Origin of the sequence: Rhizobium sp. AQ_MP (assembly GCF_014237835.1) — a bacterium.
Taxonomy (GTDB): domain Bacteria; phylum Pseudomonadota; class Alphaproteobacteria; order Rhizobiales; family Rhizobiaceae; genus Allorhizobium.
On sequence record NZ_JACJVI010000008.1, the window covers coordinates 208,015 to 230,509 of the forward strand.

The 22,495-nt window shown below is 62.3% G+C and carries 26 protein-coding genes and 1 tRNA gene; 16 read left to right on the plus strand and 11 right to left on the minus strand.

Features of this window, described 5'->3' with window-relative positions:
* Window positions 1-144: 144 nt before the first annotated feature.
* Window positions 145-270: a hypothetical protein gene (locus H6M51_RS24860; RefSeq protein WP_281418963.1), complete on the plus strand. Its 126-nt coding sequence runs from the start codon at window positions 145-147 to the stop codon at window positions 268-270.
* 170 nt (window positions 271-440) lie between these two features.
* On the opposite strand, the gene ald is transcribed toward H6M51_RS24860, so the two are convergent.
* On the minus strand, window positions 441-1,559 hold the full coding sequence (gene ald, locus H6M51_RS13765; protein WP_185810390.1) for an alanine dehydrogenase: 1,119 nt from the start codon (window positions 1,557-1,559) through the stop codon (window positions 441-443).
* 162 nt (window positions 1,560-1,721) lie between these two features.
* Between ald and H6M51_RS13770 the strand changes: the two genes are divergently transcribed.
* From H6M51_RS13770 to H6M51_RS13785, 4 genes are all read left to right on the plus strand, one after another.
* Window positions 1,722-2,183, plus strand: coding sequence for an Lrp/AsnC family transcriptional regulator (locus H6M51_RS13770; protein ID WP_185810391.1), 462 nt, complete (start codon window positions 1,722-1,724; stop codon window positions 2,181-2,183).
* A 92-nt stretch (window positions 2,184-2,275) separates the two neighbouring features.
* Window positions 2,276-2,611, plus strand: coding sequence for a PilZ domain-containing protein (locus H6M51_RS13775; protein WP_185810392.1), 336 nt, complete (start codon window positions 2,276-2,278; stop codon window positions 2,609-2,611).
* A gap of 170 nt (window positions 2,612-2,781) precedes the next feature.
* On the plus strand, window positions 2,782-3,150 hold the full coding sequence (locus H6M51_RS13780; RefSeq protein WP_185810393.1) for a PilZ domain-containing protein: 369 nt from the start codon (window positions 2,782-2,784) through the stop codon (window positions 3,148-3,150).
* Between the two features lie 104 nt (window positions 3,151-3,254).
* Complete coding sequence (locus H6M51_RS13785) at window positions 3,255-5,243, plus strand: bifunctional 2',3'-cyclic-nucleotide 2'-phosphodiesterase/3'-nucleotidase (RefSeq protein WP_185810394.1); 1,989 nt, start codon at window positions 3,255-3,257, stop codon at window positions 5,241-5,243.
* A 70-nt stretch (window positions 5,244-5,313) separates the two neighbouring features.
* Here H6M51_RS13785 and H6M51_RS13790 read toward each other — a convergent pair whose 3' ends face one another.
* Complete coding sequence (locus H6M51_RS13790) at window positions 5,314-6,252, minus strand: LysR family transcriptional regulator (protein ID WP_185810395.1); 939 nt, start codon at window positions 6,250-6,252, stop codon at window positions 5,314-5,316.
* Between the two features lie 129 nt (window positions 6,253-6,381).
* Here H6M51_RS13790 and H6M51_RS13795 point away from each other — a divergent pair, with 129 nt between their 5' ends.
* Window positions 6,382-6,996, plus strand: a complete 615-nt coding sequence (locus tag H6M51_RS13795) for an FMN-dependent NADH-azoreductase (RefSeq protein ID WP_185810396.1) — start codon at window positions 6,382-6,384, stop codon at window positions 6,994-6,996.
* A 119-nt stretch (window positions 6,997-7,115) separates the two neighbouring features.
* Here the strand turns inward: H6M51_RS13795 and H6M51_RS13800 are convergent, their stop codons facing one another.
* Complete coding sequence (locus tag H6M51_RS13800; protein ID WP_185810397.1) at window positions 7,116-7,436, minus strand: HlyU family transcriptional regulator; 321 nt, start codon at window positions 7,434-7,436, stop codon at window positions 7,116-7,118.
* A gap of 141 nt (window positions 7,437-7,577) precedes the next feature.
* Between H6M51_RS13800 and H6M51_RS13805 the strand changes: the two genes are divergently transcribed.
* Window positions 7,578-8,552, plus strand: a complete 975-nt coding sequence (locus H6M51_RS13805; RefSeq protein ID WP_246780515.1) for a carboxylesterase — start codon at window positions 7,578-7,580, stop codon at window positions 8,550-8,552.
* On the opposite strand, the gene ilvA is transcribed toward H6M51_RS13805, so the two are convergent.
* A complete protein-coding gene (gene ilvA, locus H6M51_RS13810; RefSeq protein ID WP_210314829.1) occupies window positions 8,545-9,759 on the minus strand; it encodes a threonine ammonia-lyase in 1,215 nt (404 codons plus the stop codon). The genes H6M51_RS13805 and ilvA overlap by 8 nt on opposite strands.
* A 132-nt stretch (window positions 9,760-9,891) precedes the next feature.
* Here ilvA and H6M51_RS13815 point away from each other — a divergent pair, with 132 nt between their 5' ends.
* Complete coding sequence (locus H6M51_RS13815) at window positions 9,892-11,346, plus strand: TrkH family potassium uptake protein (RefSeq protein ID WP_185810400.1); 1,455 nt, start codon at window positions 9,892-9,894, stop codon at window positions 11,344-11,346.
* 97 nt (window positions 11,347-11,443) lie between these two features.
* Window positions 11,444-12,043 carry a hypothetical protein gene (locus H6M51_RS13820; RefSeq protein ID WP_185810401.1) on the plus strand — a complete coding sequence of 200 codons (600 nt, stop codon included), beginning with the start codon at window positions 11,444-11,446 and terminating at the stop codon, window positions 12,041-12,043.
* A 24-nt stretch (window positions 12,044-12,067) separates the two neighbouring features.
* Here H6M51_RS13820 and H6M51_RS13825 read toward each other — a convergent pair.
* The 3 genes from H6M51_RS13825 to wrbA all read right to left on the minus strand — a co-directional run bounded on the left by H6M51_RS13825 (window position 12,068) and on the right by wrbA (window position 13,257).
* Window positions 12,068-12,153 (minus strand) — tRNA-Leu (locus tag H6M51_RS13825).
* Between the two features lie 83 nt (window positions 12,154-12,236).
* Window positions 12,237-12,500 (minus strand): PilZ domain-containing protein, encoded by a 264-nt coding sequence (locus H6M51_RS13830; RefSeq protein ID WP_185810402.1) that lies wholly within the window; start codon window positions 12,498-12,500, stop codon window positions 12,237-12,239.
* 160 nt (window positions 12,501-12,660) lie between these two features.
* Entirely contained in the window at window positions 12,661-13,257 is a 597-nt protein-coding gene (gene wrbA, locus H6M51_RS13835) for an NAD(P)H:quinone oxidoreductase type IV (protein ID WP_185810403.1), read from the minus strand.
* A gap of 191 nt (window positions 13,258-13,448) precedes the next feature.
* On the opposite strand from wrbA, the gene H6M51_RS13840 reads away from it, so the two are divergent.
* The 6 genes from H6M51_RS13840 (at window position 13,449) to H6M51_RS13865 (ending at window position 19,345) form a co-directional block, all read left to right on the plus strand.
* The gene (locus tag H6M51_RS13840) at window positions 13,449-14,234 is read left to right on the plus strand and encodes a competence/damage-inducible protein A (RefSeq protein ID WP_185810404.1); all 786 of its coding nucleotides are present in this window, start codon (window positions 13,449-13,451) and stop codon (window positions 14,232-14,234) included.
* A 98-nt stretch (window positions 14,235-14,332) separates the two neighbouring features.
* Window positions 14,333-15,175, plus strand: a complete 843-nt coding sequence (locus H6M51_RS13845) for a universal stress protein (protein ID WP_185810405.1) — start codon at window positions 14,333-14,335, stop codon at window positions 15,173-15,175.
* A 134-nt stretch (window positions 15,176-15,309) separates the two neighbouring features.
* The gene (locus H6M51_RS13850; RefSeq protein WP_246780516.1) at window positions 15,310-16,362 is read left to right on the plus strand and encodes a S9 family peptidase; all 1,053 of its coding nucleotides are present in this window, start codon (window positions 15,310-15,312) and stop codon (window positions 16,360-16,362) included.
* A 146-nt stretch (window positions 16,363-16,508) separates the two neighbouring features.
* Window positions 16,509-17,006 carry a xanthine phosphoribosyltransferase gene (gene gpt / locus H6M51_RS13855; RefSeq protein ID WP_185810406.1) on the plus strand — a complete coding sequence of 166 codons (498 nt, stop codon included), beginning with the start codon at window positions 16,509-16,511 and terminating at the stop codon, window positions 17,004-17,006.
* Between the two features lie 201 nt (window positions 17,007-17,207).
* Entirely contained in the window at window positions 17,208-17,645 is a 438-nt protein-coding gene (locus tag H6M51_RS13860; RefSeq protein WP_185810407.1) for a DUF2231 domain-containing protein, read from the plus strand.
* Window positions 17,642-19,345 (plus strand): sorbosone dehydrogenase family protein, encoded by a 1,704-nt coding sequence (locus H6M51_RS13865; protein WP_185810408.1) that lies wholly within the window; start codon window positions 17,642-17,644, stop codon window positions 19,343-19,345. The genes H6M51_RS13860 and H6M51_RS13865 overlap by 4 nt, the downstream gene beginning before the upstream one ends.
* Window positions 19,346-19,439: 94 nt before the next feature.
* Here the strand turns inward: H6M51_RS13865 and H6M51_RS13870 are convergent, their stop codons facing one another.
* From H6M51_RS13870 to H6M51_RS13880, 3 genes are all read right to left on the minus strand, one after another.
* Window positions 19,440-19,979, minus strand: coding sequence for an SRPBCC family protein (locus H6M51_RS13870; RefSeq protein WP_185810409.1), 540 nt, complete (start codon window positions 19,977-19,979; stop codon window positions 19,440-19,442).
* Window positions 19,976-20,269, minus strand: coding sequence for an ArsR/SmtB family transcription factor (locus H6M51_RS13875; protein ID WP_407073584.1), 294 nt, complete (start codon window positions 20,267-20,269; stop codon window positions 19,976-19,978). Before H6M51_RS13875 ends, H6M51_RS13870 begins: the two co-directional genes overlap by 4 nt.
* Window positions 20,270-20,411: 142 nt before the next feature.
* On the minus strand, window positions 20,412-20,576 hold the full coding sequence (locus H6M51_RS13880; RefSeq protein ID WP_185810410.1) for a hypothetical protein: 165 nt from the start codon (window positions 20,574-20,576) through the stop codon (window positions 20,412-20,414).
* A gap of 348 nt (window positions 20,577-20,924) precedes the next feature.
* Between H6M51_RS13880 and H6M51_RS13885 the strand changes: the two genes are divergently transcribed.
* On the plus strand, window positions 20,925-21,752 hold the full coding sequence (locus tag H6M51_RS13885) for a DUF1206 domain-containing protein (protein ID WP_185810411.1): 828 nt from the start codon (window positions 20,925-20,927) through the stop codon (window positions 21,750-21,752).
* Window positions 21,753-21,786: 34 nt separating this feature from the next.
* On the opposite strand, the gene H6M51_RS13890 is transcribed toward H6M51_RS13885, so the two are convergent.
* Window positions 21,787-22,416: an NAD(P)H-binding protein gene (locus H6M51_RS13890; RefSeq protein ID WP_185810412.1), complete on the minus strand. Its 630-nt coding sequence runs from the start codon at window positions 22,414-22,416 to the stop codon at window positions 21,787-21,789.
* Between the last annotated feature and the right edge of the window lie 79 nt (window positions 22,417-22,495).

A 22,495-nucleotide genomic window follows, 5' to 3' on the forward strand; every position in this document is an offset into this window, starting at 1 on the left:
CACCCGATGGTTCGAATATGCCGATATCTAACGCGAAGTGTGGCTGGCTGAGAACCATTATTTTTGGATGGCACGGCCAGGAATCGGGTGGCGGAAAGAGCAGCCGAAGGCGAAGCCGAACGAGAGCTGACCACGGAGGAATTCATGACATCTACGATTCGTTTTGTCCCGATATCCTCGGATGATGCTACCGCCTCCAGGGACGGCGCGCCGGACGCCTACGGCCTTGTTGCCGAACGGCGCATCTCTCCCGGCGGTTATCCCTGTTGACTATGTTGATGGGCGCTCGGCGCGCAACAATTGCTATCAGTGCCGGGTCAAGCGACGCTGATGCCACGCATGAAAACGGGCCGGCCGATGGGAAGGCCGGCCCGGATCGGCCGCATTACACGATACATTTGCGGACCTGACGCAGCGTGAGGCGGCCGGAGAGTGCAGCCTTACGCAACGTTCAGCACGGATTCCGGCGCATGGGCCGGATATCCCAGCGCATCGGCGACCGGCTTGTTGGTGATGCGTCCCTTGTGGACGTTTAAGCCGTTGCGCAGATGACGGTCCTCGGCAATGGCGCGCAAACCGCGATCGGCAAGCGCCAGACCATGCACCAGCGTGGCATTGTTCAGCGCATGGGCGGAGGTGATCGGAACCGCACCCGGCATGTTCGCCACGCAGTAGTGGACGACACCGTCAACGACATAGGTCGGGTCGGAATGCGTGGTCGCGTGGGAGGTTTCGAAGCAGCCGCCCTGGTCGATGGCGACATCGACGACGACGGAGCCTTTCTTCATGCCCGATAGCATTTCGCGGGTGACGAGCTTCGGTGCCGCCGCGCCGGGGATGAGGACCGCACCGATGACGAGATCGGCAGAGAAGACTTCCTGTTCCAGCGCATCGATCGTCGAGTAGACCGTGTGCACGCGGCCGTGGAAGATGTCGTCGAGCTGGCGCAGGCGTGGCAAGGAGCGGTCGAGGATCGTGACATCGGCGCCGAGGCCGACGGCCATCTTGGCTGCATGCAGACCGACCACGCCACCACCGATCACGGTAACCTTGGCCGGGAGAACGCCGGGTACGCCGCCAAGCAGGATGCCGCGGCCGCCATGGGCCTTCTGCAGGGCGGTTGCGCCCGCCTGTATGGCCAGACGTCCGGCCACTTCCGACATCGGGGCGAGCAGCGGCAGGCCGCCGCGCTCGTCGGTCACCGTCTCATAGGCAACGGCAGTAACACCGGAGTCGATGAGGCCCTTGGTCTGCTCCGGATCCGGCGCCAGGTGGAGATAGGTGTAGAGGATCTGGCCTTCGCGCAGTTGCACCCATTCGGAGGGCTGCGGTTCCTTGACCTTGACGATCATGTCGGACTTTTCGAACACGTCCTTGGCCGAGGCTGCGATCTTCGCGCCAGCGGCGATGTAGGCGTGGTCGTCGGCACCGATACCGGCCCCTGCTCCCGTTTCGATCAGGACATCGTGGCCATGTGCCACATATTCTCTGACGGCACCGGGGGTCAGGCCGACACGGTATTCATGGTTCTTGATTTCCTTCGGGCAACCGACACGCATCAAAGCGTTCCTCTCTTTTTTATTCGCAGCCGAAGCCGCTTGGTTTCAGATAAGGAAATTCAAACATTCTCTACGCAGAATGTCCTTGCAAAGTGGGGACTTCGGGGCGAGACAATTCGCAGCTTCTTGCGCCGACGGAACACAAAACGGAGAATTCTGCGAATGGCGGAACTGGATGCCATCGATCGTGCCATTCTCAAGGCGCTTCAGGAGAATGGCCGGATGACCAATGCGGAGCTTGCCGAAAAGGTCGGGCTGTCGCCCTCGGCCTGCTCGCGGCGGCACGACATGCTGGAAAAGTCGGGTGTGATCAGCGGCTATCACGCCCGTCTTTCGCACAAGGCGATCGACTACAAGATGATGGTGATCGTGCACATCTCCCTGTCGGGCCAGTTTGCCAAGACGCTGACGGAATTCGAGGCCGCCGTGAAGCGCTGTCCCAACGTGCTGGTCTGCTATCTCATGTCGGGCGAATATGACTATATCCTGCGGGTCGCCGCCAAGGACCTCGAAGACTACGAGCGCATCCACCGAGACTGGCTGTCCGCCCTGCCGCATGTGGTGAAGATCAATTCCAGCTTCGCCCTGCGCGAAGTCATCGATCGTCCCAATGTGGGGCTTTAAGGGCGGATGCTGAAAATCCTACTGAAATGATTTAGACCGTTCTCACAGATGCGGCGTAAGGATGCCCCATTGCATGTATTCGGGACGGCATCATGAGCAATAATCTCGGAATGGATGTTCGCAAATCGCCTCGCAGTCGCGTGCGGATCGACAGCAAGATCCGCTATTTTCAACAGGAAGCGATCGGCCGGGTTATCAATATCTCGCGCACCGGACTTGCGCTTGAGTTGGTCGGCAAACTGCCGGCGGCCGCTGGCAGCCAGGTGGTCATCGAGAATGATGACATCGGCCATCTGGAAGGCGTTGTCCGCTGGAATTATGGCGGCCGCATCGGTGTCATGTTTCGGCCCAACAGCAACTCGATCGCCAAGATCGCCGCCTATTTCCGCAATTTCCACCAGGAAGTCCGGCCCGTATTGAAGGGCTGAATCCAGAATTCACCCCCTGAGTTAACGGTAAATCGCCGCATCAGGGCATCAAATACCTAAAATCTCCTAGAGATAATACTTGCATTCTAATGATCTTGGCCAGATGCCGTTAAGGCGCCTGGCCGAGGCTTCACGCGTTTCTTTCAATCCCTTTGATGGAGCGCAACAGAATGCTTGCCGCCAAACTCAATTCCGACAAACTCAATTCCGCCAAACTCAACACCGACGGGCGCCGAAGCCAACGGATTCGCTGCCGGATTCGTGCCACCCTGCAGTTCATGGGCCAGACGCTCGACATTCGCATCCTCGACATTTCCCGTACAGGCATGGCTCTGCAGCTTGAGGGCTGGATTGAAGCCAAACGCGGCGCGACGGTCGTGATCCGGTGCCCCGAACTGGGGCATATCGAAGGCTCCGTCCGCTGGTACCGGGCAGGAAAGATGGGGTTGGAATTCGAGCAGACCAGCAACACGGTCGCCCAGATCACCGCCTATTTCCGTCATTTCCATCGGGATCCGCCCAAGCTAGCCGTGGTGTGAATGGCCAAAGGGAGTGTCTCACCCCTGTCATTCTATGGGTGCAACTGTCTTGAAAGCGACTTAACCTCTGCCGCTTTCAGCCGCTGTTGACCGTGAGGCTCCCTATGCCATCTCTGCTCGATCTGAACCCGATTTCCCGCCGCTCCTTCCTGAGCGGTATCGCCGCTTCGGCTGCACTCGTCACGCTTCATCCCTTCGCGGCGCGTGCCAATGGCAATCAGGCGCATCTGCGCCTGATGGAGACGACCGACATCCACGTCAACGTGATGCCGTATGACTACTATGCCGACAAGCCGAACGACACGATGGGCCTTGCCCGCACCGCCTCGATCATCGATTCCATCCGTGCCGAGGCCGGCAATTCGATGCTGATCGACAATGGCGACTTCCTGCAGGGCAATCCGATGGGCGACTACATGGCCTATCAGAAGGGCATGAAGCCCGGCGACGTGCATCCGGTCATCAAGGCGATGAACGTGCTCGGCTATGATTGCGGCACGCTCGGCAATCACGAGTTCAACTATGGCCTGGACTTCATGTTCAACACGCTGGCAGGGGCAACATTCCCCTTCGTCTGCGCCAACCTGACCAAGGGCCAGCTCGCCTCCGATCCGAAGCAGGATCCGCTTTACTTCAAACCCTACCACATCATCGAAAAGCAGATCCGCGACGGTTCGGGAGCGACGAGCCCGATCAAGGTCGGCTTCATCGGCTTTGTTCCGCCGCAGATCATGCTCTGGGATGCGAAGAACCTGGAAGGCAAGGCGCTCACCCGCGACATCCTGCAGGCGGCACGCGCCTGGGTGCCGCAGATGAAGGAGGATGGCGCCGATATCGTGATTGCCCTCTCGCATTCCGGCATCGACGGGCACGGAGAGACGGAAGGCATGGAAAATGCCTCGCTCTATCTCGCCGGCGTCGAGGGGATCGACGCGATCTTCACCGGCCACCAGCATCTCGTCTTTCCGGGCCCGAAAGATTTTGAAAACGTTCCAGGAGCAGACGCCGTCAAGGGCACGCTGCTCGGCAAGCCCGCTGTCATGGCCGGCTTCTGGGGGTCTCATATGGGTCTCATCGACCTGTTGCTCGAAAAGGACGGCTCGAGCTGGAAGATCGTCGATTTCACCTGTGAGGCACGACCGATTTATCACCGCGACGACAATCGCAAGGTCGTGGCCGATGTAAAGGACAAGCCGGAGGTCGTCGCCTCGGTCGCCGCAGAACATCAGGCAACGCTCGACTATGTCCGCACGCCCGTCGGCAAGACATCAGCTCCGCTGTATTCCTACTTCGCTCTGGTGGCCGACGACCCGTCGATCCAGATCGTGTCGATTGCCCAGGCCTGGTACATCAGGGACATGCTGAAAGACGGCGACTACAAGGACCTTCCCGTCCTCTCGGCCGCCGCCCCCTTCAAGGCCGGTGGCCGTGGCGGCGCCGACTACTTCACGGACGTTCCTGCCGGAGACATCGCCATCAAGAATGTTGCGGATCTCTACCTCTATCCGAACACGATCCAGGCGGTGAAGATCACAGGCGAGCAGGTCAAGAACTGGCTGGAAATGTCGGCCGGAATCTTCAACCAGATCGAGAAGGGCGCGAAGGATGCGGCCCTGATCAATCCGGGCTTCCCGTCCTACAACTTCGACGTCATTGACGGCGTGACCTACCAGATCGATCTCACACAACCCGCACGCTACGACAAGGACGGCGTGGTGATACATCCTGAATCAAGTCGCATCGTCAATCTGCAGTTCAACGGACAACCGATCGATCCCGGCCAACCCTTTGTCGTCGCAACCAACAATTACCGTGCGGGTGGCGGCGGCAAGTTCCCGGAGATCGCCTCCGACAAGGTGATCTTCGTCGGGCCCGACACGAACCGCGACATCATCGTCCGCTACATCGTCCAGCAGGGCACGATCGACCCTGCCGCCGACGACAACTGGTCCTTCGCGCCGATCGGCTACACGACCGTGATCTTTGAAACGGGACCCAGGGCTCGGCAGCATCTGGCAGGGTTCAAGGGCGGCAAGATCGAAGATGCCGGCGATGGCGTGGACGGGTTTGCCAAGTTCCGGCTGACCCTTTGAAGGCCGGGCAAGGGCTGAACCCAGCCTGACACTCAAGAATGGAGTCGATTCAGGATCTTGAGTCGATTCCTTAAACCGCTTCTGCAAGGGGTTCCGAGGGCAGATCGATCGGGCAGTTCGACAGTCGCTCTTCGAAGGCACGGACGAGCCAGGTGCCGGCCGGCCCCGGTGGATTGTCGGCCCTGCGGATAGCATAGAGATTGTAGGATCCCTGCTCGTAAGCCGGCAGGTCGAGATGCACGATGCGGCCCTTGGCGAGATCTTCGCGGATGACCGAGGCGGGCAGTCCACCCCAGCCGAGACCGCCGCGGATCAACTGATGTTTGGTCGCCATGTCGCTGACGCGCCAGGTCTTGAAGGACAGCACGTTGAAGTCGCGTCCGGAAGTCAGGTCCGAGGCATCGCTGACGACGATCTGCGTCTCCTCACGCACATCCTGCAGGGAAATGGTGCCCTTGCGCTGGGCCAAGGGATGATCGGCTGCGGCTGTCGGCAGCAGGAAGTTGTGGCCGATCCGCTCGACGATCAGTGTATCGTCCTGGCGCGTCGGTGCGCCGCCAATGCCGATCGTCGCCCGGCCGCTGACCACGAGCTCGACGAGGCGGCCCAGTTCGCCCACTTCCAGTCGCAGGGAGACCGAAGGGAAGCGGCGCTGGAACTCGCGCAGCACGGCAAGCAGGGCCGCCATCGGCACGAGCACGCTGATGGCGATCGACAGTTCTGCCTCGAGCCCCTGGCGCAGGCTGCGGGCCTTGGCGCGCATCACCTGGAGATCACCGACAATCCGACGGGCATCGGTCAGCATGGCCCTGCCTTCCTCCGTCAGCTTGGGCTGCCGCATGCCGGTGCGCTCGAACAGCGCCACGCCGAGCTGGCTTTCCAGATTTCCGATCGTGTAGCTGACGACCGACTGGGCCCGATTGAGCTGCCGGGCGGCGGCAGAGAAGCTGCCAGCATCGGCGACGGCGAGAAAGACCTGGAGCTGGTCGAGGGTGGGATTGGCATCCATGGCGGTCTGGCATCCATCCAGTTATTCGATAACATCGATCTAGATTATCACGGTTTTCTCGACGCGTGCTCGGGCATAGATGCATGGCTGGCCTGCTCCCAAGGCTCTCCATCATTTGAGGAAATGCACATGTCTTCCATCCTTCTCGTGACCTCCAGCCCGCGCGGCTCGGAATCTCTCTCCAACGCCATCGCAACCGAGCTTGCCGAGAAGTTCGCCGGCCAGACCGGCGGCAAGGTCGTGCATCGCGACCTCGTCGAAAGCCAGCTCGACCATGTCGACGGCGCCTTCACCACCGCGATCCGCAAGCCGGCTGACGCACGCACCGCTGAAGAAACCGCTTCCGTTGCCATGTCCGACGCACTCGTCGCCGAGCTCATGGCCGCCGACACGATCGTCATCGGTACCGGCCTGATCAACTTCAACATCTACTCGTCGCTGAAGAGCTGGATCGACCACATTGCGCGTGCCGGTCTGACCTTCAGCTACACCGAAAACGGCCCGGTCGGCCTCGCCAAGGGCAAGAAGGCTTATCTGGTGCTCGCTGCCGGCGGCATCTACTCCACAGGCCCCGGCGCGCCGATGAACCATGCCGAGCCCTATCTCAAGACCGTGCTCGGCTTCCTCGGCATCGAGCTCGTCGAGACGGTCTATGTCGAAGGTGTGGCCTATGGTCCGGAAGCTGCCGAAAAGGCGGTTGCCTCGGCCAAGGCCAAGGTCGAGGAACTGGCTCGCGCCGCCTGATCCACCGCCAGAGGCTCAAGCACTTCGACCGACGCCGGCAGTCCCCGCTGCCGGCGTTTTTTTCGGCCGTAACGCTGTGACGAACAGATCCCGGAACTCGCCGGAGCCGCAAACGGCATTCAGACGGTGCGCGTCTCTTCGCCGTCACCGAACAAAGCCGGGCCATGCTGATCGATGATCTGCTGCGCCTTTCTGAAGGTGCAGTCGAGTGCATCGTCGAGCGAGGTGAAGACGTCGGCGCGGATGAACCTGCGCTCGAGCGTCCGGCCATCGACCTGCCGCTCGATGCGACCGGCCAGCCGGAACTGGCTGCCCTCGCGGATCGGCTCGGCGTGGATCACGCAGTCCTTGTAGGTCTGCGGCTCGGCCATGGGCTTGGCGGCGCCTTGTGAAGACGAGCCACCGGTGAAAATCGAAAGAATGCTGGACAGGATCGACATGTCCGTTCCCTAGCACAGGCATCACCAACGAGGAAGAGCACGGGCAACCGCTTTCCGCGTCACCATGCCGTGATAAGGTCGCGGAAAGACCGGAGAGGATCCGTGCGGGTTCTGCTGGGAGGGACAGGGATGCGGGGCGTCATGGTTGTCTTGATTTCGGTGATCGTCATCGCGGCATTGCTTGCTGCCGTATATCTCTGGCCGCCAGAGCTTGCGCTCGAACGGGAAGCCGGCATCGGTGCCAGCACATCGATCGAGACGGTCGAGACTTTGATCGCGGCAAATGAAGGCAAGGTCGGTGCGATCCGCGAGGGGCTTGGCAAGCAGATCGTCTGGGCAGATCCCGCCCGCCGTCAAAAAACGAAGGTTGCCGTGGTCTATGTGCATGGCTTCTCCGCCTCGCCTGCGGAAGTCCGCCCCCTGCCCGATCTCGTGGCAAAGCGCCTCGGCGCCAATCTCTTCTTCACCCGCCTTGCCGGCCACGGGCTCATGGATCCCGAAGCCCTCGGCCTCGTGACCCTGGATGACTGGGCCGGGGATATCGCAGAAGCGCTGGCCATCGGCCGACTGCTCGGCGAAGAGGTCGTCGTCATCTCGACCTCGACCGGAGCCTCTCTCGTCACCTGGGCGCTGGCCCGCCCTGCCCTTGCGGAAAGCGTCGGAGCTTCCGTCTTCCTGTCGCCCAATTACGGCGTGCAGGCCTCCGGCAGTTTCCTGCTGACCGGTCCTTTCGGTCCGCAGATTGCGAGACTTCTGCTGGGGGCGCGTCGTGGATTCGAACCGATCAGCCCGCTCAACGCGCATAACTGGACAACCAACTACCCGGTCGAAGCCCTGATCCCGATGGCCCAGTCCGTGCGGCTTGCCACCCATACGCCGGTCGAGGACATCAGGGTTCCCGCGCTCTTCATCCAGTCGGCCAAGGACAAGGTCGTGCGGCCCGACCGAACGGCTGCCATCGCCGCTCGTTGGGGCGGTCCGCATGTGCTCATCGATCCCGGCCCGACGGGCGACGCCAACAATCACGTCATCGCTGGCGACACCTACTCACCCGGTACCACCGAGCCGATCGCGACGGCCATCCTCGATTGGCTGTCCCGGCAAGGAATCAGATGATCAGATTGGCGAGGATCTCATTCTCCGTGATGTCCTCGAAACCAAGCCCCGCCTGATCGAAGCGGTCGAAGAGTTCGGCAAAATTCTCGCGTTTGCCGGTCTCGATACCGATCAGGATGGAGCCGAAATTGCGGGCCGATTTCTTCAGATATTCGAAGCGGGCGATATCGTCTTCCGGGCCCAGCAGATTGAGGAAATCGCGCAGGGCGCCGGGACGCTGCGGCAGGCGCAGGATGAAGTATTTCTTCAGTCCCGCATGGCGCATCGCGCGTTCCTTGACGTCCGGCAGACGTTCGAAATCGAAATTGCCGCCGGAGACGACGGCAACGATCGTGCGACCGCTCAAGGCGACACGCGGCAAAAGGTCGAGGGCGGCCAGCGCCAGCGCGCCCGCCGGTTCCAGCACAACACCCTCGACATTCAGCATGTCGGTCATGGTCACGCAGATCGCGTTCTCCGGCACGATCAGCACCTGGTCGGAGCGGAAGTGCTTCAGAGCCTCGAAATTGTGGTCGCCGATCCGTGCAACGGCGGCACCGTCGACAAAGTTGTCGACCTTCGGCAGGGTCACGACCTTGCCGGCCTCGAGGCTCTTCTTCAGGCTCGGGGCGCCCTGGGGTTCGCAGAAGATCATCGCTTCGGGCGAGACCCGTCCCGCCATGTATCCGGTCATGCCTGAGGAAAGCCCGCCGCCGCCCACCGGCATCACCACGAGATCCGGCGTCACGCCGTCCGGCAGCTGCTGCAGCACTTCGGCCGCAACCGTCGCCTGGCCTTCGATGATATCGGGGTGATCGAAGGGCGGCACCATATAGCCGCCGATCGCCTCGACATGCTCGCGGGCGGCCTGATAGCACTGATCGAAGATATCGCCGATCAGGCGGATGGTGATGTATTCGCCGCCGAAGATGCGGGTCTTGTCGATCTTCTGCTGCGGCGTCGTCACCGGCATGAAGACAACGCCCTGCACACCGAAGTGGCGGCAGACATAGGCAAAACCCTGGGCGTGGTTGCCGGCCGAGGCGCAGACAAAGGTGGTGCCGGAGGGGCTGTCGGCGACGATCTTGCGAAAGAAGTTGAAGGCGCCGCGGATCTTGTAGGAGCGAACCGGCGTCAGATCCTCGCGCTTCAGGTAGACATTGGCACCGTAACGGGCGCTCAGATGTTCATTCAGCTGCAGCGGCGTTTCGGGAAACAGGCCGCGCATCGCTTCCAGCGCGTCATCGACTTGACTGGGGGTCACGTCACCCTCCGTTGAATTTTGAACCGAGCCCCGCTATGGCATAGAGACCGGGCGGAGACAAAGCCTCTTTCAGCTGCAAAAGACGGAAGAAATTCCTTGAATACCAATCTGCTCCGCGCCGTCGTCTACATCGCAGCCCTCTGCGGCCTTTATCTTTCCACAGCCATGCTCATTCCGGCGATGGTCAGCCTCTATTATGGCGATGCTGCCTGGTCGGTCTTCACGGTCTCTGCCGCCATGGTCGGGGGCCTGTCTCTGACGGCAGCAATGGCCACACGCGGGCCGCCGCCAGCCTTCACCAAGCGCATGGGCTTCCTGCTCGTCAACGTGCTCTGGGCGGTGTTTTCGCTGGTCGGCGCTATCCCGCTCTACTTCTCCGATCTCGACCTGACCTTCGCCCAATCCCTGTTCGAGGCAATTTCGGGCATCACCACCACCGGATCCACCGTCATCTCCAACCTGCATCAGGTCTCGCCCGGCATCCTGATGTGGCGTGCCCTGCTGGCCTGGCTCGGCGGCATCGGGATCGTGGCGCTCGGGCTCTTCGTCCTGCCCTTCCTGCGCGTGGGCGGCGTCTCCTTCTTCAAGATGGAATCCTCCGACATCGGCGACAAGCCGTTCGCGCGCATCGCCACCTTCACGCGTGCCTTCATGGCGGTCTATGTCGGGATAACGCTGGCCTGCATCATCGCTTATGACGTGACAGCCATGGGCCATTTCGATGCCATCGTGCATGCCTTCACAACGGTGGCGACCGCCGGTTTCGGCAATTACGACAATTCGTTTGCCGCCTTTGACAGCCATGCGCTGCTCTGGGTCTCGACCTTCTTCATGACGCTCTGCAGCCTGCCCTTCTCGATCCTGATCGTGCTGATGGTGCGAGGCCGTCTCGATGCGCTCCGTGACCCGCAGATCTTCGTGTTTCTTGCCTATCTCGGCGCCTTCGCGATCGCCGGGGGGCTCTACAACCACCTGCGCAACGGCGTTGCCCTGCCGGAGGCGCTCACCCATTCCTTCTTCAACTTCGCTTCGATCCTGTCGACGACGGGCTACGCGAGCGAAGACTATACGCTCTGGGGACCGTTTGGCGTTGCGGCCGCCTTCTTCGCCACCTTCATGGGCGGCTGCTCCGGTTCGACCGCCGGGGGCATCAAGGCCTATCGCTTCGTGATTCTGTTCAACATCATCGTCACCGGTCTGAAGAAGCTCATCTATCCCAATGCGGTCTATTCCGTGCGCTACGGTAACCAGATCGTCGATGCGGATACCCAGCGCGCCGTTTTCCTCTTCGTCAGTGCCTATATCTTCATCTGGGCCATCGGCTCGATGGCCATGGCGCTTGCCGGCTACGACTTCGCCACCGCCACCTCATCCGTCATCACGGCGCTGTCGAATGTCGGCCCGGGCATCGGACCGCTGATCGGCCCGGTCGGCAATTTCGCCATGATGCACGATCCCGAGCTCTACATCCTGTCGCTTGCCATGTTGCTTGGCCGTCTGGAAGTGCTGACCGTGCTCGTGCTCCTGGTGCCGATGTTCTGGCGTTCGTAAGCTTCAGCGCTTCGTGAAGGGCAGGCGCCGCTGCCGGCGCTTGACGGCCTGTGCCGGTTTTCCCCACACTTGATGCATCGAATCGCAGGAGAACCCCGTGTCCCAGACATCTGCTGCCCCTGCCCGCCGCCTTGCTCTGGCCCTTGTCGGAACATTGCTGACCACGGCACCGGCTGCGGCCGGGCCGCTCTTGGACACGGCTGTCGAGGCCGAGCGGCTGGCGGCTGCCAATGACGCGCGCGGTGCCTTCGAGGCGATCCGCTCGGGGCTTGCCGCCTTTTCCCAGAGCCTGCCGCTGACGGTTCCGCGCGCACTTTTCGTCACCGAGGTGCCCAAGGCCTATCGCTCCTACGAGCCGAAGGCCGAGCCGGTCTTCCTGACCGGCGAGAAACTCATCACCTATGTCGAGGTGACCGGCCTCAAGTGGCAGGCGGCCGACGGCAATCAGCGGCAATCGCATTTCACGGTCGATCTGGAACTCACCGACGACGAGGGCAAGACGCTTGCCCTGCAGAAGGAATTCGGCAACTTCACCTTCACCAGCCATTCGGATGCGGTCGAGGTCTACACCCATCTGACGCTGGATGTCGCCGGCGCCAAGCCCGGCGGCTACGTGTTGCGCTACACGATCAACGACGTGATCGCCGAGCGCTCGACGCCCTTCGAACTGCCGTTCACGCTGAAGGAGAAGGGTTGAGAGGTCGGGGACCGATCGCCAGATTGGTGCGGACGGCGGGGATCGAACCCGCATGACCTAAGGCCGAGAGATTTTAAGTCTCTTGCGTCTACCAGTTTCGCCACGTCCGCATGCGGGCCTTGTTTCGATCAGTTCGGCGGACGCGTCAAGGGTGGTGGGCGCTTCGAGCGCCCTGCCCCGTGTCATCGATCACTCAGCTGGCAAGCGCATCCAGGAATTCCACCCCGATCTCGCGGGGGCTTCGCCACTTGACGGCGCAGTCATGGATCGTGCCGTCCTCCAGGCGAAGGCGGAACTGAGGGGGAATGTCGGCGGTTGATTCGAAGGTGACCCTGGCACCGATGGGCGACAGGTTTCGAACCGTGCAGTCGAAGGTCGAGTGGCCGCCGGGGAGGATGGCGCGACCGGCCTTGAGGGCCCGAAGGCGAGGTTGGCGACGGCGTTCTGTCTGGGTCATGGCAAGCATCCGGTTCTACCGTATGCCAGGATCATGCATGAGAAGGCCAAAAAGAGCCTTGCAGAGACAAGTCAAATTTGACGAATCTGGTCCTCGGGGGAGGAACGCACAAAAAAGCGGAGCCGAAGCCCCGCTTTTTCGTTACATCCCGTCGACTTGATCAGGCGAGCTTGGCAGCCAGCTTTGCCACATGGGCGCCCTGGAACTTGGCAGCTTCGAGTTCGATCTCCGAAGGCTGGCGCGAGCCGTCGCCGTCGGTGATCGTCGATGCGCCGTAGGGCGAGCCGCCCTTGACCTGCTCGACACCCATCTGGCCCTGGAAGGCATAGGGCAGGCCGGCATAGACCATGCCGTGATGCAGGAAGGTGGGGATGAAGCCCATCATGGTGGTTTCCTGACCGCCGTGCTGGGTCGCGGTCGAGGTGAACATCGAGCCGAGCTTGCCGGTCAGCTTGCCCTGCGCCCAGAGGCCGCCGGTCTGGTCCCAGAAATTGCGCATCTGCGAGGCGACCGTGCCGTAGCGGGTGCCGGCGCCGACGATGATGGCGTCATACTGGTCGAGTTCGTTCGGGTCGGCGATCGGGGCTGCCTGGTCCATCTTATAGTAGGAAGCCTTTGCGACCTCTTCCGGAACCAGTTCCGGAACGCGCTTGACGGTCACGTCGGCGCCGGCCGACTTTGCGCCTTCGGCAACCGCATAAGCCATAGTTTCGATGTGACCATATGCCGAGTAATAGAGAACCAGTACCTTCGCCATGTCGTATCTCCCTTAGAACATGCGGCCCCGCCGCGCTGTGGATGTCCGACATGTAGCGCATTGCGGCGATCCGACCAGTCACGCGCATGGGAACGCAGTGTTCAATCAATGAGCGCCTTTACTTCTCTTCCCGGACACAAAACGGTAACGTCTTTCCTCTCCGCCTGCCTCATCCCCATAGGACAACATCCATGACTTCGACGATCAAGACCGCCGCCATGCTCGCCATCGGCGACGAACTCCTGTCCGGCCGCACCAAGGACAAGAATATCGGCCACCTCGCCGACCTGCTGACGGTTGCCGGCATCGATCTGAAGGAGGTCCGCATCGTCGCCGACGAGGAGGAGGCGATCGTCGAGGCGCTGAATGCGCTCAGGTCGAAATACACCTATGTCTTCACGTCGGGCGGCATCGGTCCGACCCATGACGACATCACCGCAGACTCCGTCTCGAAGGCCTTCGGCGTGCCTTGCCTGCATGATCCGGACGCCATGAAGCTGCTCGGCGACATGTATGCCGGACGGGGGCTGGAGTTCACCGAGGCCCGCCAGCGCATGGCGCGCATGCCTGAAGGCAGCCGCCACATCCCGAACCCGGTGTCGACCGCCCCCGGCTTCATCATCGGCAATGTGCATGTCATGGCCGGCGTTCCGCAGGTCTTCCAGGCGATGATGGCGCATGTCATCGAAACCCTGCCGGCCGGCCAGCGGGTTCTCTCCCGCTCCATCGCCTGCCCCTTCGGCGAGGGCGATATCGGCACGGCACTCGGGGCGATCCAGAAGGCGCATCCCGAAACCTCGATCGGCTCCTACCCGCATTTCGACGGCCGACGCTTCTCGACGGAGCTCATCGTCCGGGCGCGCGATCAGGCGATCGTCGATGCGGCCGCGGCGGAAGTGGAGGCGATGATCGAAGCGATCCGGAACGAGAAGGATGCGGCCGCCAAACGCGATCTCGGCACCGGCGAGGTGGCCTGATGCCCTTGCCACTTGACTGAGGTCAAGGCGGAACCGCTCTGCGGAACGCATAGTTATCCCATGCGGACACTGGATAAGGGCCGCAAGAGGAGACGACCATGGGTTACCGCACACTTCTTGCCATATTGGACACACCGAAAACCACGCAACAGGTGACGGATTTTGCCGTCGCCATTGCCAACCAGTTTCAATCCCACGTGATCGGCGCCCATGCGGAGGCCGTTGCCATGGTACCGCTCGTTGCTCCGATGGAGATCCCGGATCCCGCCACGGTCCAGGCGCTGCAGGACATGGCACATCAGGAAACCGAAGGCGTGGAAAAGATCTTCCGCGACATCGGCGGCCGCGAAGGCCTGTCGCATGAGTGGCGCAGCTTCATCACCTCTTCGGGCTTCAATTCCGCGGCACTGGTTGACAGCGCGCGCAGCGCGGATCTCGTGATCGCCGCACAGGGCGAAAGCGGCCTTCTGTCGGACAGCCGCTCGGAGCTGGAGAGCTTCCTGTTCGAGAGCGGGCGGCCGGTGCTGCTGATCCCGCATATCCTCAAGCAACCGAAACCGATCCGCCGGGTGCTGGTCGCCTGGAACGGATCGCGCGAGGCGGCGCGTGCCACCTTCGATGCCCTGCCCTTCCTGAAGGCGGCCGAAACCGTCGAGATCTTCACGGTCGACGCGCCCGACACTTCGAGCCAGAGCGGGTCCATGGCCGGGGCAGAGATCGCCGCCACGCTGGCCCGTCACGGGATCAAGGTCACGCTGACGGCCTCTGAAAAGAGCGGCCTTGATCCGGCAATGGCGATTGAGAACCGCCTTTCGGACAGTTCGATTGACCTTCTCGTCATGGGGGCCTATGGCAACAAGCGCTGGTGGGAAATCCTGTTCGGCGGCGTCACCCGCACGCTGCTTGATTCGATGACGGCGCTGACGCTGCTGTCGCGATGACGCGAGGCGATTAACCGCCGCAACAACATCACGCCGGCGATTGCATCGCCGGCAGCCGGGCCGTGCAGACGGTTCGGATCTCTGCCAACATCAACCTCTATCTTCAAAATCCGTATCCCGTCGGTCTCGTGCCCATGTCTCGCGTCCCTTTCCGGCGCATGCTTGTTTCGCTAGCGCTGCTGCTTCTCTTGGCGGCGGCAGCCTTCATGATGCGTGGTCTGCTCGATCAGGATCTCGATCGGCACAGGTCCGAGGCTTTCGACTTTTCGAACGGGGATACACGGCGGGCCGGAAGGCTGTGGCTCCCCGCTGGAGAGGAGACCGACAAGGCGCCGGTGGCAGCCGTGGTGCTGGTGCATGGCGACGGCCCGCAAGACCGGACCTCCGACAATGGCTATGCGCCGCTGATCAACAGCCTGCTGGACGCCGGCATCGCTGTCGCCTCCTGGGACAAGCCGGGCATCGGCGCTTCGTCCGGCGACTGGCTGGCACAATCCATGCAAGAGCGGGCCGACGAAACAGCGGCGGCGCTTGCGGCCCTCAGAGCGAGGTTCCCGGGTGTTGCGACCGGCGCGCTCGGTTTTTCCCAAGCCGGATGGGTGCTGCCGAAACTGCGTGCGCCGCAGGCCGATTTCCTTGTTCTCGCCGGGCCTGCCATCTCCTGGATCGATCAGGCACGGTATTTCCGCATCACCTCCCATGTGCGGGACGGCATGGATCGAGGCACTGCCGAGAGGGCGGCCGACGCCCAGGCGCTGCGCGACAAAGTGGACTTCGGCCCGCAGGCTGATGAGGACGCCATCCGGCGGACGGGTCTCACCCCTGCCCGCCATGCCTTTGTCCGGCGCAATCTGCACGCCGACGCAACCCAGGACCTTCGTGGACTTGACATCCCGCTGCTGGCGATCTGGGGCACGGAGGACATGAATGTCGACGCGAAGGGCGATTCCGAGATCTATCGAACCGTCCTCGCCGGTCGGGCAGATACACAGGTGGTCTTGGTGCCGAATGCGACCCACGGCCTGCTGAAAGCCGATGTCTATAATGCCCAACTTGTCTCCGAATGGTCGACGGCCCGCATCCTGCGTTTTCTTGTTGAAGGTCGCCGTGCCTATGCCCCGTCAGCGCTCGATACCATCACCGGCTTCATCCAAGCGCATAGCCGCGCTCGGGCGGATCATCGCTGATCCAGCCGATCGTCGCCTTTAAAAAATTCCCCGAGTCGCTGCTGCCGGCTGTGAATCGACGCGAATTTGGAACCCTGACAATTTCCATGCCGGAAGAACTGGATTATTGAGTCGCTTTTCCCGACGCAGCACCGGAGCCTGCCCCCATGTCCCTTCCCGATAAAGCCTTCCCCGTTTCCTGGGATCAGTTCCACCGCGATGCGCGCGCGCTTGCCTGGCGCCTTGCCGGCCTCGGCCAGGAGTTCCGCGCCATCGTCTGCATCACCCGCGGCGGCCTCGTGCCGGCAGCGATCATTTCGCGCGAGCTCAACATCCGACTGATCGAGACGGTCTGCATCGCGTCCTACCACGACTACGTCAACCAGGGCGAAATGAACCTGCTCAAGGGTATTTCGGAAGAACTGAAGGTCAACGGCGGCGAAGGCGTGCTGGTTGTCGACGACCTGACGGACACCGGCAAGACGGCGCTTGAGGTGCGCGAGATGATGCCGAAGGCGCATTTTGCCTGCGTCTATGCCAAGCCCAAGGGCGTCCCAACCATTGACACCTTTGTGACCGAGGTCAGCCAGGACACCTGGATCTACTTTCCCTGGGACATGGGCTTCACCTATCAGGAACCGATCGCCAAGGGCTCCAAGGGCTGAAAAACACCAAAGCGTCGAGCTTTTCTCACCCGCCTCCCATGAGGCGGGTTTTTTATTGGCCCGGGTCACGTTCGTCGGACCCGGCCTCATCGACACGTCTGCGCCTCCCGGTTTCGCCGCCGTCTTTCCGCGCGGGCGGAACAAAAGCCCCCCTCGACCGTATGGCTTTCATGTTCCACCCCCAACGGTAGAGATCGATTGATGGCCATCCATTCACCGCCCGCCGCCAGAAACGCCTATCCGCTTTCGGCGCTGTTCGTTCCCTTTCCCTTCGTCTGCTTCACGCTGACGCTGATCACCGACATCCTCTACTGGCGAACTTCGCATCTGATGTGGAGCAACTTCTCCGACTGGCTGTTGTTCTTCGGACTGATCTTCGGCGCGTTTTCGGTCATCGCCGGGCTGATCGACCTTGCAAGGCCGGCGACCAGGGCCCTCAGACCGGGATGGCTCGCCGTCGTCGCCTATGTGGCAGTCCTGGTTCTCGCCATCATCAACAGCTTCATCCATGCCGGAGACGGCTGGACCGCGATCGTCCCTTACGGGCTCACGGCCTCCGCCGTCACGGTCATCGCGATGATTGCCTGTGTCTATCTCACCGCCGAACAACGCAGCGCCGACGCCTGGAGGACGCCATGACCCGCAAGCACCTTACCCTCCGTCACGCGGCCCTCGCCTCGACCGCCGTCCTGTTGCTGGCGATCAGCGGCTGCAGCGACGACAACGAAAACTTCGATGTTTCGACCCAGATCGGCCCGGATCCGGTGCTTCCCGAACCGTCCCAGGACCTCCTGCCCGACCTCAAGGTTGCCGAGGTGGTCGGCTGGGCGGAGAACGAGACGCCTGCCGTCGTCGACGGTTTTGCCATCTCCGCCTATGCGAGGGACCTCGCCAATCCGCGCACCCTGCACACCCTGCCGAATGGCGACGTGCTGGTCGTGCAGAGCAAGGCCCCGCCGGGCAAGCCGGTCGAGCGGCCGAAAGATGTCATCCGTGACTTCATCATGGCCTTTGCGGCCGGCAGTGGCGGGGACAAGCCGACCAACCTCATCACCCTGCTGCGCGATACGGATCGGGACGGCACCGTCGATGAGCGCCATGATCTGCTGACCGATCTCAACTCGCCCTTCGGCCTTGCCTATGTCGATGACACCCTTTACGTGGCCGCCGCCGATGCCGTGCTTGCCTATGACTACCAGCTCGGCCAGAACGAGATCACCACGCCGCCGCGGGTCCTGACGCCCCTGCCCGGCGGGCCGATCAATCACCATTGGACCAAGGATCTGGCGCTGAGCCCGGACGGCCGATTCCTCTATGCCTCCGTCGGCTCCAATTCCAATGCCGGCGAGCGCGGGCTCGAAGCGGAAAAGGGCCGCGCAGCGATCTGGCAGATCGATCGGGAGACGGGGGCCTCACGCGTCTACGCGTCCGGACTGCGCAACCCGAATGGCCTTACCTTCAATCCGGAGAGCGGCGCGCTCTGGACCGTCGTCAACGAGCGCGACGAACTCGGCCCCAATCTGGTGCCGGATTACATGACATCCGTTCAGGATCGCGGCTTTTACGGCTGGCCCTGGAGCTATTTCGGCAACCATGTCGATCCCCGCCTGCATCCGCCTCGTCCCGACATGGTCGAGCAGGCCATCAAACCCGATTACGCGCTGTCCAGCCATGTGGCTGCCCTCGGCCTTGCATTCTCGATGGGCATGGCGATGCCGGAAGCCTATGCCAACGGTGCCTTTGTCGGCAATCGCGGCAGTTGGAACCGCAGCCAGTTCAACGGCTACAAGGTGCTCTATGTGCCCTTCGAGAACGGCAGGCCCACCGGCGAAGCGCGAGACGTGGTGACCGGCTTCCTCGACGCCGAAGCAGAGGAAGCCCATGGTCGTCCGGTCGGTCTGGGCTTTGATGGCACCGGAGCATTGCTGATTGCCGACGATGCAGGCAACACCGTATGGCGTGTCGCTGCCCAGGATGCGGCCGCCCTGGCGGAGCCGATCGGCACGGATCAGATGCCCCCTGGGTCACCCGTTGCCGAAGAGCAGGCCGCCGCCGCAGAAGCCGTTGAAGGTGCAACGCCGTCCACCGCACCGGCTGCGCCAACAACGGCCACGGATGCGCCTGCATCCGGCAGCGCCCCGGCCCCGGATGCCTCGGCGTCGCCCACCGCGCCGCCCCCCGCCGAGGATCCGGCTGTCGCACCGACACCGGATGCCCCCGCCAATACAGGCGACGGCACGCTGGCCGCGCCGACGCCCCCGCAGACGGATGTCCCTGCGACAGGACCGGAAGGTGGCGTGCAGGATGCCAACCCACCTTCGGCGCCCACACAGCCATGAGAGCTGCTGCAGCTCGTCGATCAGGAAAAGCCCCCTCACCATCGGCGAAGGGGCTTTACCGTGGACTGGTCGGTCTTTGTGATTTGCGTTTGTGTCAGGCGGGGATCCGACGATCGTAATCGTCCTTGAGCCTCAGCCATCCGTCCCAGAAGGGGTCCGCCTGCCTGCCAGTCAGCTTTGCCGCGAGGATGTCGAGATGCATGTGCCAACCGGCCCCGACCATAAGCAGATTTGCCCGGTCCGTGATCCGTCTATGCGTGACGGTCAGCAGGACCTCGTCGCCCTCTTCCTTCAGATCGAATGACACCTCGCCGCTTTCGCCCCAGGTGAAGACCAGCCGCCTGTGCTTGTGAACTTCGAGAATGCGGCTCTTCATCCGCATCTCTTCGCTGAAACCTTCCGGTCGGCTACCGGGCGGATCGGTGAGTTCGTCATTGCGCCAGACGAGCTCGAAGGTGGCGCCCGCCTTTTCGTCCATGTCTCCGTCGGCCAGCCATTGCCGGCGCATGTCACCTTCGGTCAGATAGCGCCAGATCCGCGAGGCGGGCCCGGGAAGCAAACGTTCTATCACCAGCGTCGCCGGCTCGGTCACGCGACCATAGGGATCGATGTCCAGTCGTTGTGTCATCGTCATTCTCCATCCTGTTTGTCGTGGGGGAATGCGGCATCCTCCGCGCGGAGGAGCTGTTCGAGGACATCCAGCCGGCCGGTCCAGAAGTGCTCGTAGGCGCTCAGCCACTGGTGGGCGTCCGCGAGCGGCCCCGGCTCCAGTCGGCAAAGATGGGTGCGACCTCGGACCTCGCGCCTGATCAGCCCGGCCGCCTCCAGCACCTTGATGTGCTTCGATGCGGCGGCAAGCGACATGGTGAAGGGTTCGGCCAACTCGCCGACGCTTCTTTCCCCATCTGCGAGCGCAGCCAGCATTCGCCGTCGCGTCTCATCGCCCAGTGCGTGAAAGATCATGTCCAGAGGATTTTGTGTAATTTCAACCATGTGGTTGAATATGACCCCGACACGACGCATTGTCAACCAATCGGTTTAATGAAAGTGCGCCGGTTTCCTTCGCTCAGATGAGGAGCAGGCCGCCCAGCACCAGCAGCAGGAACGCTGCGCCAATGACAAGCGACCAGGCCGACAGCGCGAAGCCGGGCTTGGTCCCGTGATCGGACTGAGCGCTATAGTCCGTCTCCTGCCGCACCTCAGTCTTGCCGTCACCTGAATCCGTTGCCATCCGATCCTCCGGGGCCGATTGCCTGAGCGGGAAACACGCCGATGCCCGTTCGGTTCCGGCGGTGGCCCCGGATGGGGTCGTGCCAAGTGTCGATGATGGGGACCCATGGGATCGGCTCGACCGCCCTTTCTGGCTGGGAGAGGTCCGAAGGGTGATCCTGTCGCATCGGTCAAGGAGCTTGACGACGCCGGAGCGGGCGGGAAGCCGAGCAAAGCTGGGCGCGCCGCGCCTAGCCAGAGACCCGCAATAATCATCCTATCGGTTCCTGTCATCGACACTTGGTATAACGAGCCCAACGGAACCCAGCCTTCCCTCCTCCGTTTTCCGTGCAGACAAGGAGAGGGTTTCATGAATACGCGTTCCAAACTTCACCTGATGGCCCGTGCCGGGTATGGCGCGCGCGGCGTCGTCTTCCTGCTGGTCGCGGCGCTTGCCCTGTTTTCCGGATTTGCGGGCGCCAGGCCCGACACCAATTCGGCGCTGGAAACCCTGCTGCAGCAGCCTTTCGGACGGATCTGGATCGGACTGATCGGTCTGGGGCTCGCAGGCTTCGTCATCTGGCGTCTCGCCCAGTCGCTTGGCAATGCCGATGGACAGGATGACGACGCAAAAGGTTATGCCATTCGCATCGCGCTCTTCGGCAGTGCAATCACCTATGCCGGACTTTCTCTCACCAGCCTGATGATGGCGTTGCAGATGTCGAACGGCAGTGGCTCCGGCGGTGAAGAAGGGCTTGCGGCCTGGGTCATGGCACAACCCTTTGGCCGCTATCTTGCAGGTGTGATCGGCATCGGCTTCGTGATCGGCGGCATCGTCACGGCCATCAAGGGCGTCAAGCGCAGGTTCGGCCGCTATCTGGAACTCGATGCAGAGAAAAACTCGCCGGCCGTGCTGATCTCGATATATGGCCTCGTCGCCAGGGGCACTGTCTTCGGGATCATTGGTGTATTTTTCCTCTACGCCGCCTTGACCGTCAATCCGGAGCAGGCGGGCGGCATGGCCGAAGCGCTTGACTGGGTGCGCGGCCTGCCTTTCGGCGGGATCATCTATGCCGTGGTCGCGCTCGGGCTCGCAGCCTTCGGCCTCTACAACTTTGTCGAGGCGCGCTACAGGCGCATCCATGCGCCCGATGCTGCCGACATCCGTCGAGAGATTCCGCTTGGCCGCATGCATTGATGCACCAGTCCAGACGGACGAGCCTCGCCTGATGCTAGAGCATGGCCTTCGAGGGCACGATGGTCACGCCCTGCCTGGCATTCAAGGCGGCCTCCAGCATGACACGCGCAATTGCCTCGGGCTTGTTGGCCCGAGCCGAAGCAGGGAGCACCGGCCTTAAGACCGAAAGCACTCTGCGCGCCAATTGCTCCATCGGGCGGGGTTCATTGCGGGGACCATCGATCAGTCCCGGACGGACCAGGACGGTACGTTCGAAGCCGAGCGCTACAATATCCCGCTCGACCTCGCCTTTGACCCGACTGTAGAAAAACAGCGACTTCACGTCCGCGCCCATGGCAGAGTTCAGAACGAAGGTGTTGGCTCCGTTTGCTTTTGCCAGACGGGCGATCTCCAGCGGATAGTCGTGGTCCACCCGGTAGAAGCGTTCGCGCGATCCTGCCGTCCTCAACGTGGTACCGAGAGCGCAGATCACCGCGTCGGCCGTCCAGATCGACGGGTCGCGCGGCAGATTGTCGAAGTCGACACGTGGCGCTGACAGTCCATCTCGCGGCTCAAGGGCGCGGCGCGTCGGGGCGATGACCTCAGCAATCCGCGGGTCGGCGAGCGCCGTCTCGAGCACATGGCTGCCAACAAGTCCGGTTGCCCCCAGCAACAGCAGTTTCACGATGACGCGCCTCCTCAATCGACCGCTCGGCTTTCCGGCCTGCGACCAGGATGGTTCAAGCGATCCGGCAGGATGGCTT

Bases quoted from the DNA above. Each gene is read 5' to 3' on its own strand.
- H6M51_RS13870 (WP_185810409.1), bottom strand. From the start codon at position 19,979: ATGACGATGACACAACGACTGGACATCGATCCCTATGGTCGCGTGACC.
- wrbA (WP_185810403.1), bottom strand. From the start codon at position 13,257: ATGGCGAAGGTACTGGTTCTCTATTACTCGGCATATGGTCACATCGAA.
- H6M51_RS13780 (WP_185810393.1), top strand. From the start codon at position 2,782: ATGCTTGCCGCCAAACTCAATTCCGACAAACTCAATTCCGCCAAACTC.
- H6M51_RS13805 (WP_246780515.1), top strand. From the start codon at position 7,578: ATGGTTGTCTTGATTTCGGTGATCGTCATCGCGGCATTGCTTGCTGCC.
- ilvA (WP_210314829.1), bottom strand. From the start codon at position 9,759: ATGCGCGGCCTGTTTCCCGAAACGCCGCTGCAGCTGAATGAACATCTG.
- H6M51_RS13770 (WP_185810391.1), top strand. From the start codon at position 1,722: ATGGCGGAACTGGATGCCATCGATCGTGCCATTCTCAAGGCGCTTCAG.
- gpt (WP_185810406.1), top strand. From the start codon at position 16,509: ATGTCCCTTCCCGATAAAGCCTTCCCCGTTTCCTGGGATCAGTTCCAC.
- H6M51_RS13880 (WP_185810410.1), bottom strand. From the start codon at position 20,576: ATGGCAACGGATTCAGGTGACGGCAAGACTGAGGTGCGGCAGGAGACG.
- H6M51_RS13790 (WP_185810395.1), bottom strand. From the start codon at position 6,252: ATGGATGCCAATCCCACCCTCGACCAGCTCCAGGTCTTTCTCGCCGTC.
- H6M51_RS13830 (WP_185810402.1), bottom strand. From the start codon at position 12,500: ATGACCCAGACAGAACGCCGTCGCCAACCTCGCCTTCGGGCCCTCAAG.
- H6M51_RS13885 (WP_185810411.1), top strand. From the start codon at position 20,925: ATGAATACGCGTTCCAAACTTCACCTGATGGCCCGTGCCGGGTATGGC.
- H6M51_RS13865 (WP_185810408.1), top strand. From the start codon at position 17,642: ATGACCCGCAAGCACCTTACCCTCCGTCACGCGGCCCTCGCCTCGACC.
- H6M51_RS13840 (WP_185810404.1), top strand. From the start codon at position 13,449: ATGACTTCGACGATCAAGACCGCCGCCATGCTCGCCATCGGCGACGAA.
- H6M51_RS13775 (WP_185810392.1), top strand. From the start codon at position 2,276: ATGAGCAATAATCTCGGAATGGATGTTCGCAAATCGCCTCGCAGTCGC.
- H6M51_RS13850 (WP_246780516.1), top strand. From the start codon at position 15,310: ATGTCTCGCGTCCCTTTCCGGCGCATGCTTGTTTCGCTAGCGCTGCTG.
- H6M51_RS13795 (WP_185810396.1), top strand. From the start codon at position 6,382: ATGTCTTCCATCCTTCTCGTGACCTCCAGCCCGCGCGGCTCGGAATCT.
- H6M51_RS13800 (WP_185810397.1), bottom strand. From the start codon at position 7,436: ATGTCGATCCTGTCCAGCATTCTTTCGATTTTCACCGGTGGCTCGTCT.
- H6M51_RS24860 (WP_281418963.1), top strand. From the start codon at position 145: ATGACATCTACGATTCGTTTTGTCCCGATATCCTCGGATGATGCTACC.
- H6M51_RS13875 (WP_407073584.1), bottom strand. From the start codon at position 20,269: ATGCTGGCTGCGCTCGCAGATGGGGAAAGAAGCGTCGGCGAGTTGGCC.
- H6M51_RS13860 (WP_185810407.1), top strand. From the start codon at position 17,208: ATGGCCATCCATTCACCGCCCGCCGCCAGAAACGCCTATCCGCTTTCG.
- ald (WP_185810390.1), bottom strand. From the start codon at position 1,559: ATGCGTGTCGGTTGCCCGAAGGAAATCAAGAACCATGAATACCGTGTC.
- H6M51_RS13785 (WP_185810394.1), top strand. From the start codon at position 3,255: ATGCCATCTCTGCTCGATCTGAACCCGATTTCCCGCCGCTCCTTCCTG.
- H6M51_RS13845 (WP_185810405.1), top strand. From the start codon at position 14,333: ATGGGTTACCGCACACTTCTTGCCATATTGGACACACCGAAAACCACG.